This is a genomic window from Sphingopyxis sp. 550B (assembly GCF_057401805.1).
In genome coordinates, this window is the sequence record NZ_CM171610.1 from 3,781,279 (window position 1) to 3,795,184 (window position 13,906).

Annotated in this window: 12 protein-coding genes; 2 read left to right on the top strand and 10 right to left on the bottom strand. The window is 66.8% G+C overall.

Annotated features, from left to right (window positions below; all coding sequences use genetic code 11):
• Positions 1-22 precede the first annotated feature (22 nt).
• Positions 23-901 carry an OmpA family protein gene (locus AC2S9W_RS17485; RefSeq protein WP_104959758.1) on the top strand — a complete coding sequence of 293 codons (879 nt, stop codon included), beginning with the start codon at positions 23-25 and terminating at the stop codon, positions 899-901.
• Between the two features lie 195 nt (positions 902-1,096).
• Here AC2S9W_RS17485 and AC2S9W_RS17490 read toward each other — a convergent pair whose 3' ends face one another.
• The 6 genes from AC2S9W_RS17490 to aspS form a co-directional block, all read right to left on the bottom strand.
• A complete protein-coding gene (locus AC2S9W_RS17490) occupies positions 1,097-1,633 on the bottom strand; it encodes a J domain-containing protein (protein ID WP_076077985.1) in 537 nt (178 codons plus the stop codon).
• 648 nt (positions 1,634-2,281) lie between these two features.
• Complete coding sequence (locus AC2S9W_RS17495; protein ID WP_067107534.1) at positions 2,282-3,067, bottom strand: polyphosphate kinase 2 family protein; 786 nt, start codon at positions 3,065-3,067, stop codon at positions 2,282-2,284.
• A gap of 92 nt (positions 3,068-3,159) precedes the next feature.
• Positions 3,160-4,038, bottom strand: a complete 879-nt coding sequence (locus AC2S9W_RS17500) for an alpha/beta fold hydrolase (RefSeq protein WP_486571347.1) — start codon at positions 4,036-4,038, stop codon at positions 3,160-3,162.
• Positions 4,035-4,421, bottom strand: coding sequence for a type II toxin-antitoxin system VapC family toxin (locus tag AC2S9W_RS17505; RefSeq protein WP_486571348.1), 387 nt, complete (start codon positions 4,419-4,421; stop codon positions 4,035-4,037). Before AC2S9W_RS17505 ends, AC2S9W_RS17500 begins: the two co-directional genes overlap by 4 nt.
• Positions 4,418-4,771 (bottom strand): hypothetical protein, encoded by a 354-nt coding sequence (locus AC2S9W_RS17510; protein WP_241941274.1) that lies wholly within the window; start codon positions 4,769-4,771, stop codon positions 4,418-4,420. Before AC2S9W_RS17510 ends, AC2S9W_RS17505 begins: the two co-directional genes overlap by 4 nt.
• Before the next feature lie 62 nt (positions 4,772-4,833).
• On the bottom strand, positions 4,834-6,615 hold the full coding sequence (gene aspS, locus AC2S9W_RS17515) for an aspartate--tRNA ligase (protein WP_486572100.1): 1,782 nt from the start codon (positions 6,613-6,615) through the stop codon (positions 4,834-4,836).
• A 449-nt stretch (positions 6,616-7,064) separates the two neighbouring features.
• On the opposite strand from aspS, the gene rnd reads away from it, so the two are divergent.
• A complete protein-coding gene (gene rnd, locus AC2S9W_RS17520) occupies positions 7,065-8,249 on the top strand; it encodes a ribonuclease D (protein ID WP_424539690.1) in 1,185 nt (394 codons plus the stop codon).
• 129 nt (positions 8,250-8,378) lie between these two features.
• On the opposite strand, the gene AC2S9W_RS17525 is transcribed toward rnd, so the two are convergent.
• From AC2S9W_RS17525 to AC2S9W_RS17540, 4 genes are read right to left on the bottom strand one after another with little or no spacing between them, the layout of a single operon-like run.
• On the bottom strand, positions 8,379-9,839 hold the full coding sequence (locus AC2S9W_RS17525) for a Ppx/GppA family phosphatase (protein WP_486571349.1): 1,461 nt from the start codon (positions 9,837-9,839) through the stop codon (positions 8,379-8,381).
• Between the two features lie 4 nt (positions 9,840-9,843).
• Complete coding sequence (locus AC2S9W_RS17530) at positions 9,844-12,012, bottom strand: RNA degradosome polyphosphate kinase (RefSeq protein WP_486571350.1); 2,169 nt, start codon at positions 12,010-12,012, stop codon at positions 9,844-9,846.
• Complete coding sequence (locus AC2S9W_RS17535) at positions 12,003-12,659, bottom strand: HdaA/DnaA family protein (RefSeq protein WP_486571351.1); 657 nt, start codon at positions 12,657-12,659, stop codon at positions 12,003-12,005. The genes AC2S9W_RS17530 and AC2S9W_RS17535 overlap by 10 nt, the downstream gene beginning before the upstream one ends.
• Positions 12,659-13,834, bottom strand: a complete 1,176-nt coding sequence (locus AC2S9W_RS17540; protein WP_486571352.1) for a heavy-metal-associated domain-containing protein — start codon at positions 13,832-13,834, stop codon at positions 12,659-12,661. Before AC2S9W_RS17540 ends, AC2S9W_RS17535 begins: the two co-directional genes overlap by 1 nt.
• Positions 13,835-13,906: the final 72 nt, after the last annotated feature.

Below are 13,906 nucleotides of genomic sequence, written 5' to 3' on the forward strand. Positions count from 1 at the left end.
GGCTCATTGAAGGAGTGATATCATGGGTGCCGTTTCCAGAAATTCCCGAATAGCGTTGCTGCTCGCCATGCTGGCCGCACCGGCGACGGTCGGCCTGGCAGCGCAGCCGCAGGACGCGTCCGAGGGCGACGTCATGACGACCGTCTATGGCACGCTGCCGACCGAGGCGGAGATGACCAAGGGGCCGGAGATCGAGGGCATCATCTCCGCGCGCAGCGGCAACCGGATGCAGGTCACGACCGCCGACGGTGCCAACACGGTCATCGCGATCACCGACAACACCCGGATCAAGTCCAAGGGGGGCTTCTTGGGCCTCAACCGCAACAAGCTCGCCGCCGATTCGCTGCTCAACGGGCTGCCGGTGACGGTGGAGACGCTGCAGTGGGACGGCGGCCTGGTGGCGAGCGAGGTCGACCTCAAGAACAAGGACCTCAGGACCGCGTCGATGATCCGCACCGGCACCGACCAGCGCTTCGCCGAACAGACGGCGGCGACGGAGGCGCTGCGCGGCCGCATGGGCGACATCGACCAGTATAATGTCAAGGGCACGACCAACGTGAACTTCGACGTCGGCAAGGCCGTGCTGTCCGAACAGGCGAAGGCCGAGCTGTGCGCCACGGCCAGCCAGGCCGAGGGGATGGACAACGCGCTGCTGCTCGTCGTCGGCTACACCGATTCGACGGGAAGCCAGGAGTTCAACCAGCAGCTCAGCGAAAAGCGGGCGGGCCGCGTCGTCAATCATCTTCAGCAGGCCTGCGGCTGGAAACCCTATCGCATGCTGACCCCCACCGGGATGGCGGAAGCGGACCCGGCGGCCAGCAACGACACCATCGAAGGCAAGGCGCAGAACCGCCGCGTCGCGGTGAACGTACTGGTCAGCAAGGGCCTCGACGGCCTGTAAGACACGCGGGGTGGGCGCTGCCCGCCCCGATATTTCCGGGGCGGTGCCGGCTGGCGTTGTTTAGCTTCGTCATTGCGAGCGCAGCGAAGCAATCTCCAGCTATCGTTCTGCGATGCCGATAGCTGGAGATTGCTTCGTCGCTGCGCTCCTCGCAATGACGGGGTGCTTCAATCCAAAACGACGCCCAACAGCCCGCTACGCCGGTTTCCAGCTCTTGCGTTCCTCGGCCTGCTTCAGCACCTCGAATGCCGCCTGCCCCGCCGCGAAGCGCTTTGCGGCCTCTTCGTCGCCGGGCCTGACGTCGGGGTGGCATTCCTTCGCCAATCCGCGCCACGCCTTCTTCGTCGCCTCGAAATCGGCGTCGGGGTCGAGCCCCAGCACCTCGAGCGCGCGCATCTCGTCGGCGCTGCGGCTGCCGTCGCCGGGGCCGCCCCAGCCATAATGCTGCGCGCGGGCATAGCTGCGCGCGCCGCGCGCCTCGTCGGCGGCGCGCTCGGCCGCCTCCTCGGCGCTCAGCCCGGCGAAATAGTCCCAGCCGCGATTATATTCGGCGGCGTGCGCCTCGCAGAAATACCAGCGGTCGGGGCTGTTCGGCGACTTGGGCGCAGGACAGTTGCCGGGTTCCTCGCAACCGTAGCGGTCGCAGATCCGCACCTTCTGGGCCTCGCGCGACGCACCATAGGCGCGCCAGCGGGGGAAACCCCAGTCGTCGGATCTCTTGGCGCGGTTCATCCCGTTCATGTAGCGATTGAGAGACGCGATGGCTAGGCGGCAGCACCCGAAAGACGCGCCCGAAAGCGCTTTCCTGCATTATTCCACCGTGCCAGACCCGCGTTTCGGCTCTTTGCCATCGTCGGTTCCCATGCGCCTTCCGGTTTGTTGCGAAACGATCGCTTGGCCCATAACGACATGAGTTGGAATCGTCATTGCGAGCGGCGAAGCCGCGCGGCAATCCAGAGCTCATGTAAACCGCTCTGGATTGCTTCCCCCGGATCAGGTCCGGGGTCGCAATGACGAAGTGGGTCAATTCAATGTCATCAGAGTGTAAAGCCACAAAGGACACAATTTCGATGCATGCATGCGGGGCTTTTGTGGCTTTAGGGTCAGGACCCATTAATTCCGCGTTCGAGGTTTGAAGCGATTTTGCTCAGGGCGAGGAGGAAAGGCGTAGGAATATGAATATATTTCAAGACTTTTCGACGAAGCCATGGGCAAAATCGGTCAAATCCCGCAGGGACGCCGAAATGGCTTCGATCTCGGGCCCGCGCGGCCTTGCGGGTAGCGATGCTACCCGCTGCATCCGCCCAAGCCCGATATCTTCGCCATTTCGACGCCTCGAACGCGGAATTAATGGGTCCTGACCCTAAGGCTGCCGCCGCCTCAATCCTTCACCTCATAGCCGAAGGCCTTGCGCGCCAGCTTGACCACCGCGGGATCGCGTTCGGGCGGCGTCATCGGCACCGCGGCCTCGAGCCGCTCGGCGACATGCGTCAGCGCGGCGATGCGCGCCGCCTTCTTGTTGTTGCCGTCGATCACCTTCCACGGCGCCCAGCGCGTGTCGGTCTGCTGGAACATCTCCTCGATCGCGGCGAGATAGTCCGGGCGCTTTGCCCGGTTGCGATAATCCTCGCCCCCCGTCTTCCACCGCTTCCACGGATCGTCGAGGCGATCGGCGAAGCGCCGGTCCTGTTCCTCCTGCGTGACGTGGACGAACAATTTGACGAGGTTGGTCGCCGATCCGGTCAGCTGCGCCTCGAACTCGTTGATCTCGTCATAGCCCTTGCGCCACTCGGCCTCGGTCGCGAAACCCTCGACACGCTCGACGAGGACGCGCCCGTACCAACTGCGGTCGAAGACGCAGATTTCGCGGTTTCCGGGCAGGCGCGTCCAGAAGCGCCACAGGAAATGCCGCGCCTTTTCCGCATCGTTCGGCGCGCCGATCGGCCAGACCTCGTAGAAGCGCGGGTCGAGCGAGGCGGTCATCCGCTGGATGATCCCGCCCTTGCCCGCCGCGTCCCAGCCTTCGAGCATGATGACGCTGCGCTGGCCATAGGCGATATGCGCGGCCTGGATGCGTTCGAGCCGGTCCTGCAGCGCGGCGAGGTCCTTGCCATAATCGCCCTCGTATCGGGCGCCGGTTTCATGATCGGAGAGCGAGATGGTCATGCCGCCACCCTAGCCCAGCCCCACGCGCGCGACCAAGGGGGTGATCGCATATGTCGCTATCTGATACAGCCGCGAACGCCTTTCCCGAGCGGTCAGATCAGTCCGGCAAGCAGGTCCGCGACGCGCCCGGGCGCTTCCATCGGGATGAAATGGCTGTTCTGAGCCCACAGCTCGTCGCGCACCGCGCCGAGGTGCGGGCCGAGTTCGGGCCATGTCGGGCTTTGCGAGAAATCGAGCGCGCCGTCGCGCGTTCCCGCCGGGGCGCGGATCAGCGTGACGGGCGCCGCGAGGGCGCCGAGCCACGCATGGGGATCGTTCCGCAGCGCATTCTGATACATCGACGCTTCCAGCGCCGGCGGGCACGCCAGCTCAAACCCCTCGCCCGAAGCGGCCGGAAGCAGCCCGTGGGCGCAATAATCGGCGAGCACCCGCGGGTCCCACCGGCTGTAGGGCAGGCGATCGGCGAAGCGCGCGCGCATCTCGTCCGCATCCGCCCACTGGTTGCGGCGGCGCGACACCGGAAATTCGGCCGGATCGGGCACCGGCGCATCGCCGCCGCCGGCATAGAGTTCCGGCGCCATGATCACCGGATCGATCAGGACCAGATGGCGAAAGGCCTCGCGCCGCTCGGCGGCGAGGCGGGTGAGGACATAGCCGCCCATGCTGTGGCCGCAGCCGACGAGCGGCCGCCCGGCAAAGCGATCGACCAGCGGCAGCAGCGCCGCGGCATTGCCGGTCCAGTCGGACAGCGACGCCGGCCGAAAGCTGCGCCCATGGCCGCGATGATCGGGCGCGACGACATGCGTGCCGGACGGCAGCGCCGCGACCACCCGGTCCCAGCACCGCGCATGAAAACCCGTCGCGTGGAGCAGGAGCAGCGTCGCCCCTTCCCCCGGCTGCCCCCATTCGAACCAGCAGATGTCGCCGTCCGGCGTGGCGAGGCTGTGCGTAACGGGACCCTGCTCCGTCATTTCGCCGCCTCGATGCAAGGAACACCATAAAGCGCCATCTGCCGGTCGCTCGTCACGACCATCAACCGCTCCCGCTCCGCCTGCGCCAGAATCAGATGATCGAACGAGTCGCCGTGATGAAAGGCGAGCGTATCGAGCGCGCGGATATGCTCCGCCGTCACGGGCAACAAGTCGATGCGCTGATCGTCAAGCAGCTCGGCGAAATGGCTTCCCGATTGCGCCAATTTGCCGACCCGCCATTTTATCGTGATTTCCCAAAGCGACACGATACTGACCAGCACGTCATTGTCCGCATCGGCGATCAACGCGCGCGACACGGGGCCGAGGTGCCGCGAATCCTCCAGCCACCAGATCAGCGCATGGGTGTCGAGCAGCAGCCTCATTTATACCAGTTGCGCGCGGCCTCGGTATCTTCGCCATAGAGGGCGTCGAGGAAGCCTTCGGGCCATTCGTCGAAATCGTCGGCGACCCCGGTCTTCCCCCGCAGCGCCCCCGGCTGCCGCGGCTTGGCGTTCCGCGGCGCGGGCTTGATCGTCGGCGGGCCGGCCGCATAAGCGGGCGCGGCGGTAAAGGGCATGGGCATTTCCCGCACTCCGGCTTCGGGCGACGGCGCATCGGCCAATTGCCGCAGATAATCCTTCACCAGCGCCGACAGCGACGTCCCCAGTTCCGCCGCGCGAATACGCGCGCGGCGATGCGTTTCGTCGTCGAGGGCGATAGTGACATTCTTCATGTGAAACTGCGTATCACAGTTTCACAACCATCGCAAGAGAAAGCCCGAACGGAGCGTGTCCGTCAGCCCTTCGGCCCGTCCACCAGCCGGATATGAAGTTCGCGAAGCTGCTTTTCGGTGACGGGCGCGGGGGCGCCCATCATCAGGTCCTCGGCCTTCTGGTTCATCGGGAAGACGACGACCTCGCGGATGTTCGGTTCGTCGGCGAGCAGCATCACGATGCGGTCGACCCCCGGCGCCGACCCGCCGTGCGGCGGTGCGCCGAACTTGAAGGCGTTGATCATGCCGCTGAAATTGGCATCGACATCGGCCTGCGAATAGCCGGCGATCTCGAACGCCTTGTACATGATGTCGGGGCGATGGTTCCGGATCGCGCCCGACGACAGTTCGACGCCGTTGCAGACGATGTCATATTGCCAGGCGAGGATATCGAGCGGGTCCTTGGTCTCCAGCGCCTCCAGCTCGCCCTGCGGCATGCTGAACGGGTTGTGGCTGAAATCGATCCTGCCCGTGTCCTCATCGGCCTCGAACATCGGGAAATCGACGATCCAGCACAGATCGAAGCGGTTCTGGTCGATCAGGTCCAGCTGTTCGGCGACGCGCGTGCGCGCGAGGCCCGCGAGCTTCGCCGCGACGGCTTCCTTGCCCGCCGCGAAGAACAGGCCGTCGACGGGACCGAGGCCGAGTTCGGCGGCGAGCGCGTCCATCTTGTCCGGTCCGTGGTTCTTGGCGATCGGGCCGCCCCACTCGCCGCCCTTGCGCGTCGCATAGCCGAGCCCCGCAAAGCCTTCGCCCTGCGCCCAGGCGTTCATGTCGTCGAAGAATTTACGGCTCTTTTCCGCCGTCCCCGGCGCCGGCACCGCGCGCACCACGTCGCCCGCCGCGACGATGTCGGCGAAGCGGCCGAAACCCGATCCGGCGAAATGCGCCGACACGTCGGTGATGATCAGCGGGTTGCGCAGGTCGGGCTTGTCATTGCCGTATTTCAGCATCGATTCGCGGTAGGGAATGCGCGGGAAGCTGCCCGCCGGGGTCACCGACCGGCCGTTCGCGAATTCCTCGAACACGCCAGCAAGGACGGGTTCGATCGCATTGAAAACATCGTCCTGCGTGACGAAGCTCATCTCGAAATCGAGCTGATAGAATTCGCCGGGCGAACGGTCGGCGCGCGCATCCTCGTCGCGGAAGCAGGGCGCGATCTGGAAATAGCGGTCGAAGCCCGCGACCATCAGCAGCTGCTTGAACATCTGCGGCGCCTGCGGCAGCGCATAGAATTTGCCGGGGTGGACGCGGCTGGGCACCAGATAGTCGCGCGCACCCTCTGGCGACGAGGCGGTGAGGATCGGGGTCTGATATTCGGTGAACCCCTGTTCGACCATACGGCGGCGCAGGGAGGCGATGACGTTCGCGCGCAGCAGGATATTGGCGTGCAGCCGTTCGCGGCGCAGGTCGAGGAAGCGGTATTTCAGGCGGATATCCTCGGGATATTCCTGCTCGCCCGCGACCGGAAGCGGCAGTTCGGCGGCCGCCGACTGCACCGCGACGTCTCGCGCGCGCACCTCGATCTCGCCGGTGGGCAGGTTCGCATTCACCGTCTCGGCCGAGCGCGCGACGACGTCGCCGGTGACCGTGACCACGCTTTCGGCGCGCAGTCCGTCGAGCGTCGCGAAGGCCGGGTCGCTGCTGTCGGCGACGATCTGCGTCAGGCCGTAATGATCGCGCAGGTCGACGAACAACAGCCCGCCATGGTCGCGCTTGCGGTGCACCCAGCCCGACAGGCGGACCGTCTGACCGACGTCCTGGCTGCGAAGCTGGCCGCAGTTATGGGTGCGATAGGCGTGCATTTTCGTGTCTTTCAAAGGCTGGAGAGGCGCGCCCCGGAAACGCGCCGACATGGCCGCGCCTAAGGCAATGCGGCGCGCCATTTGTCAAGGGCGGGCTGGGAAATGGGTTCGGGGCGAGCCGGGATAGGGGAAAGAAAAAGTGCGCGCAGAGGCGCAGAGACCGCAGTGATTTCGGTTCACGCGGAGACGCGGAGGCGCGGAGAGGCAGCGCTTGCCGCGAAGCGGCTTTTCTCTCTCCAGCTTCGCGATGAAATCGAGGTCAGGAAAAGGAGGGGCCTATCGGCCCGACTTTCTCCGCGCCTCCGCGTCTCCGCGTGAATTTCATTCTTTCCTTCTCTGCGGTCGCTGCGCCTCTGCGCGAATCTCCATTCTCCCCCGCCGCAGCGCACGAACCGCGCCGTCACCAATTTTTCCTGCCCGTCGCGAAAAAGTCGCGGTATAGGCGCCCCATGCAAATCCATCCGTTGATCGAGTCCAGCGCGGCGCTCCTTGAATTTGTCGACCTCATCAAAGACAGCGATTTCATCGCGGTCGATACCGAGTTCATGCGCGAGAATACCTTCTGGCCCGAACTGTGCCTGATCCAGATCGCGGACAGCAACCATGCCGCGGCGATCGACCCGATGGCGCCGGGCATCGACCTGCAGCCGCTGCTCGACCTGCTCGTCGACAATGAGGACGTGCTGAAGGTCTTCCATGCCGGGGGGCAGGATGTCGAAATCATCTTCAACCTGACCGGCAAGACGCCGCATTCGATCTTCGACACGCAGATCGGCCAGATGGCGCTCGGTCAGGCCGAGCAGGTCGGCTATTCGAATCTGGTCGAAGCGTGGCTGGGCGTGCAGCTCGACAAGGGCGCGCGCTTCACCGACTGGAGCCGCCGGCCGCTCGACAAGCGCCAGATCGACTATGCGATCGGCGACGTCACCCATCTCGCCAAGATCTTCCCGATGATGCTGAAGAAGCTGGTGAAGACCGGCCGCGGGCACTGGCTCGACGAAGAGATGGAAAAGCTCGCCGACCCGGCACACTACAGCGTCGATCCGGACAAGGCGTGGCTGCGGATCAAGGCGCCGACGCGCAAACCCGAGGTGCTCGGCCGGCTCAAGGCGCTGGCGGCGTGGCGCGAACGCGAGGCGCGGAACAAGAATTTGCCGCGCGGCCGCATCGTCAAGGACGAGACGCTCGCCGACCTCGCCGCGCACCCGCCGAAGGATCAGGATGGGCTGGGCCGAGTGCGCGGCCTGTCGGCGACGTGGAAATCGAACGATATCGGCGGGCGGCTGATGGAAGCGCTCGCCGGTGCGCAGCCGCTGGCGAAGGAAGACATGCCCGACCGCGCCCCGCGCGGGCCGGGGCTGGGCAAGGAGGGCGCGCTCGTCGCCGACCTGCTCAAGCTGCTGCTCAAGATCCGCTCGCGCGAACTCAATGTCGCGGCGCGGCTGATCGCGCGCAGCGACGATCTGGAAGCGCTCGCCGCCGGGCGCCGCGACGGCATCGCGATGATGCAGGGCTGGCGCTACGAGGTGTTCGGCCAGGCGGCGCTCGATCTGGTCGAGGGACGGATGGGTTTCGCCGTCCGGGGCGGTAAGCTGGTGATGAGCGAGATCGAGCCGGCGGCGGCCGACGCCTGACGACCGAGTTTGTTCCCCGGCGAAAGCCGGGGTCCAGAAAGTGCAGCGCTACCTCGCATGGACCCCGGCTTTCGCCGGGGAACAGTTCGTCGACGTGGCATAGTTGCCAACCTTAAGCGGCGATGCGCGCTAAAGCAGCACCAGTTCGGGCTTGGCGCCCAGCGCCTGGCCCAGCGCGCGCAGGCGGCGATCGACCGCCTCGCCCGCCAGATGATGCCAGCCGGGATCGAGGCTGAGTTGCAGCTTGCCATCGACGAGCGCGAGCGCGCTGGCCTTCAGCGGCGCTTCGACCCCACCCGTCAGGCGCTGCGCAAGCCGGATCGCAAGACCCCATTGCCGCGCGCGCTCGACCCGCTCCGCCGCGACCAGGCTGTCCATCGGGGGGAAATCCTCGTCGGCGCCGCCGAATCCGGCATGGAGCGCGCGCGCGAGCAGGATGCGGCCCGGAATATCGATGCTGCGCCAGTTGCCATGCAGGCCGATCTCGGTGCTCCGTTCGGCGCGGAAATCGGGGTTCGCCGACCAGGCGACGTCGCTCAGCAGGCTCGCGGCGAGCCGGATGCGGGCGTCGGCGGGGGTTTCGCTCGCGAACAGCGGCGCGATCCAGTCGGCGATCGTCCGGCCGTGCGATCCGAAGCGCGCGAGGCGGCGCCCCTCGAATTCGGCGGCGGCGATCAGCGGGTCCTGCGCGCGCGTCGCGGGATCGAGCGCCTGATAGAGCAGGCCCTCGCGCAGCCCCGATGAGGAGACCGTCATCTGCGGCGCGTCGATGATATCGACGAGCGTCGCCAGCAGCATCGTCGCGTCGGGCAGCGCCGCGGCGCGGTTCGACGCCATGCCCGGGATCGCGCGCAATTCCTCGAAGCTCATCCGCTTCGTCGCGCGGATCAGGCGGCGCAGCGCCGTGCGCGGGATCACGTGATGATCGAGCACGGGCAGCGGATAGCGCGTCAGTTCGAAATCCAGACGCGCCAGCGCGCGCCACGAACCGCCGACCAGATAGAGCGGCAGCCCGGCCATGTCGCCCGGCCAGCCCGCCGCTTTCAGCAGCTGGCGCACCGCGCGGTCGAACGCCTGCTGCCCCTGCCCGCGCAGCGCCGGCAGGCGCAGCACGCCGAGCGGAAAGGAGGCGCGGCGCCCGACCGCGCCGTCGGCGACCTCGGCCAGTTCCAAGCTGCCGCCGCCGAGGTCGACCGCGATGCCGTGCGCATCGGGAATGGCCGCCAGCACGCCGCAGCCCGCCGCCTCCGCTTCCTCGGCGCCCGACAGCAAGCGGATCTCGAGCCCCGCCTCGGCCGCGCCGGCCATGAAGTCCGCGCCGTTGGTCGCGTCGCGCACCGCCGCGGTCGCGACGCATTGCAGGTCGCCCACCTCCATCTGGCGCGCGAGCAGCGCGTAGCGGCGCAGCGCGGCGAGACCGCGCGCCGCATCCTCGGGCGCGATCGCGCCGTCGATCGCCAGGCCGCGCCCGAGCCCGGCCGGCACCTTTTCGTTGAAGATCACCGCGGGCGCGCGCGCCGCCCCTTCGTAGACGACGAGGCGGACCGAGTTCGAACCGATGTCGATGACCGCAGAGCGGAGGACGGGCAAGAGGTCAGTCCCCGCGCAGATGGACGTCGAGCGTCGGGACGTCGTGGCGCTTGTGGAGCGCGGTGCCGCGTCCCGAAAGCGAAGGGTTGTTCATGAAATAATGATGCAGGTTGAACGGCTTGTCGCCCGGAACCAGACGCACATAGGTGCCGTCGGGCTGAAGCACCCAGCTTTGTTCATTGTCGATCAGGTTCGCGACCAGCACCTGGTCGAGGATCTGGTCGTGCACGGTCGGATTCTCGATCGGGATCATATATTCGACGCGCCGGTCGAAGTTGCGCGGCATCCAGTCGGCGCTGGAGATATAGAGCTTCGCGCCGCTGTGCGGCAGGCGCGCGCCGTTGGCGAAGGCCCAGATGCGGCTATGCTCGAGGAAGCGGCCGACCACCGATTTGACGCGAATCCTCTCCGACAGGCCGGGCACGCCGGGACGCAGACAGCAGATGCCGCGCACGACGAGCTCGATCGGCACGCCCGCCGCGCTCGCTTCGTAAAGCTTGTCGATGATGTCGGGATCGACGAGGCTGTTCATCTTCGCCCACAGACCCGACGGGCGCCCCGCTTTCGCCGCCGCGATTTCCGCGTCGATCAGCTCGCTGAGGTGCCGGCGCATGTTGAGCGGCGACATCGTCACCATTTCCAGCCGCCCGGGTTCAACATAGCCGGTGATGTAATTGAACAGCTGCGCGGCATCGCGACCGGCGCGCGGATCGGCGGTGAAGAAGCTGAGGTCGGTATAGATGCGCGCGGTGACCGGATGATAATTGCCGGTGCCGAAGTGGCAATAGGTGCGGTACCCCTGCCCTTCGCGGCGTACGACCATCGAAATCTTGGCGTGGGTCTTCCACTCGATGAAACCATAGACGACCTGCACCCCGGCGCGTTCGAGCTGGTTCGCCCACAGCAGATTCTGCTCTTCGTCGAAGCGGGCCTTCAACTCGACGATCGCCGTCACCGACTTGCCCGCCTCCGCCGCCTCGATCAGCGCGCGGATGACCGGCGACTGGTTGCCGGCGCGGTAGAGCGTCTGCTTGATCGCGACGACGTCGGGGTCCGCCGCCGCCTGGCGCAGGAAGGACAGGACGACGTCGAAGCTTTCATAGGGATGGTGGACGACGATGTCCTTGCTGCGGATCGCGGCGAAGCAGTCGCCGCCATGTTCGCGGATGCGTTCGGGAAAGCGCGGCGAATAGGCCGGGAACTTGAGGTCGGGCCGGTCGATCTCGACCAGCGCGGACAGCGAGGCGAGGCCGACGAAGCCGCCGATCTTGGCGATCGTCGCCTCGTGCCCCTGAATGCCGTCGCCGAGCACCGCCGCCAGTTCCTCGGTCATGTCGGCGCCGAATTCGAGCAGGATCACGCGACCGCGGCGGCGGCGGCGGATCGCGGTGCGGAACAGGCGGACGAGATCCTCCGCCTCTTCCTCTATCTCGATGTCGCTGTCGCGAATGATGCGGAACACCCCGCGCGAGCGGACGGTGAAGCCGGGGAACAGCAGGTCGGCGAAGATCTTGACCAGATATTCGACCGGCACGACGGCGCTCGCCTCGCCCGGCAGCGACACGAAACGCGGCAGCGATGGCGGCAGCATCACCAGTTCGCGCACCGTCTCGCCATCCGCCTTGCGCTGGAGATCGAAGATCACCCCCAGCCCGCGATTGGGGATGAAGGGAAAAGGGTGCGCCGGGTCGAGCACCTGCGGGGTCAGGATCGGAAAGATCTGGTCGATGAAATAGGGACGTAGCGCCGCGCGCAGCGCCTCCGGGTCCGAATCGGAACCGTGGACGACGATCCCCTGTTCGGCCAGCAGCCGATGGAGAAGCTGCCATTCGCTCTGCTGCTGATCGACGAGGCGCTTCACCTCGGCCTCGATTTCGGCGAGTTGCTGCCCCGGCGAGCGGCCGTCGGCGGACGGGTCGTCGATCCCCTGAAGCTGCTGCCCCTTCAGCCCCGCGACGCGGACCATGAAGAATTCGTCGAGATTGCTGCCGGAGATCGACAGGAAGCGCAGGCGTTCGAGCAGCGGATGCGCGGGATTGCGCGCCTCCTCCATCACCCGCCGGTTGAAGGCGAGCCACGACAGTTCGCGGTTGAAGAAGCGTTCGGGACCGAAGCGGGGCGGCGCCGGATTGGCGTCATTTTCGGCGCGAAGAGGGCCTGCAGCTATCGACATGTGGCGTCATCCTGCCTTTCGAGCAAATCGGAATCGATCAGCCCCTGTGACAGTAATGTTTCACGCGTAAGACGAATGCCGATGCGGCGCCTTTTTTCGAGCGAGGCCGCGTCCAGCGCGGCGACGATGCGGTGGATCATCGCATAGCTGCGCTCCATCCGCGGCACGATGTAGGAGGGAACCTCGGGCGCGATCGCCAGTCCGCGGCGCGCGAACAGTGCCTCGATCAGGTCGCGCGCCAGGCAGTCGTCGGGCTCGCCGATCGTCAGCACCGGCACCGCGCGCAGCCGCGACGCGAGGTCGGGAAGCGCGATCCCCCAGTCGGCCGGCAACGCATCGGCGATGATCAGCAGCGGCGTCCCCGACGCCTGCGCCGCGTTCCAGGCGTGGAACAGCGCCTCTTCCGAAACGCTGTCGTGCCCGTCGATGACGCGGCCGCCGGTCTCGCGAGCGAACAAGCGCCCCATCAGGCTGCGGCCCGAACCGCGCGGCCCGGTGAGCACGGCGGTCCGCACCGGCCAGGTCGCGACGTGGCGCAGGTAGCGCACCGCGTCGGCATTGCTCGTCCCGACGATCAGCGGGCCGTCGTTGGCGCCGCCAGCGCTCCAGTCGAGCGGCAGTGCGATCTGTCCCGTGACGACCGCCATCAGCGGCTGATCCTGAGCTGCCCGCCGCCTTCCTGCACCTTGAAGCCGCGCGCGGCGAGCGCCGCCTTGAGCGTACCGAGGTCGCCGCGGAAGGTCACGCGCATCACCGACGTGCCGCCAAGCGCAAGGCTGGTGGTCGAGGCCGACTGGACCCCGGCGATGGCGCCGACCGCGCGCTCGGTCGCCGAAACCGATTCGACGTCGGACGACACATATTGGACGGTGAAGCTCTGGACGCCCGCGGGCGGGGTCGCCGAAACGCTGGCGTCGGTTTCGACGGGCAGCGTGTCGTCGCCGGCCGCATCCTCGGGCAGGTCGACCTTCTCGACCGGCTTTTCGAGGACCAGATAGGTGTCGGTCCGCAGGACGCCGGCTGCCAGCGCATTGGTATAGATGGCATCCATGCGCGCGACCGCCTTTTCCATCATGTCGGGCAGCGCGGCGGGGCTCGGCCCCGTCATGGTGAAGCTGTCGATCAGCTTGTCGTCGGGGCCGAATCGCGCGGTGAAATAGCCTTTGATGGGCCCGCCGGGATAGCTGTATTCGACGCGCGCGATCGGCATCAGCACGTCGGCGGCGCCATATTGGTCGAGGATCACCCGCCACCAGACGCGCCCCCGCCGCCCCGTCTGCCCGGCGTTGAGCAGCAGCGTATCGGCGCCGGTGCCCGCAGTGCGGACATAGTCGATCGCGCTTTGCCCCGTATTATATTCGGCCCAGGCGCGCTGCCACGCGCTGCGCTGTTCGAACACCTGCGCGATGCCGTCGACCGAATAGACCGGGATGACGAGCAGCGGCGGCGAGCGCAGCGTCCGGCCGCTGACACCCAATATCTGTCCCGCGCGTACGCGATCGAACTGGATGCCCAGCGTGGCGACATAGCGGCGCGGCCCGATCTGTTCCTTTTCGACGACGATCGCGGTGACGATGCCGTCGAGCACCGAATCGCCGAGCGCGGGACCGTCGCTGCCGTTGATCCGGCGATAAAGCTGTTGCCACCCCTTGCGCTGTGCCTCACGCCACCCTTTTTCGCGCGCCTCGTCGGCATTGGCGCCGACGACATCGACGGTGATTCCGCTGGCGAGGAAATCGCCGCTGCTGTTGATAGGGGTGATGCCGCGATTGCCGCGACTGATCTGCCCCTCGACGAGGCCGGCGACCAGAATCGCCAGCAACAGCGCGGCAAACGCGGCCCAGCGCCAGTCGCGCGGCCAGGAAATCGATCGCGAAAAGCGAGGGAACGGGAG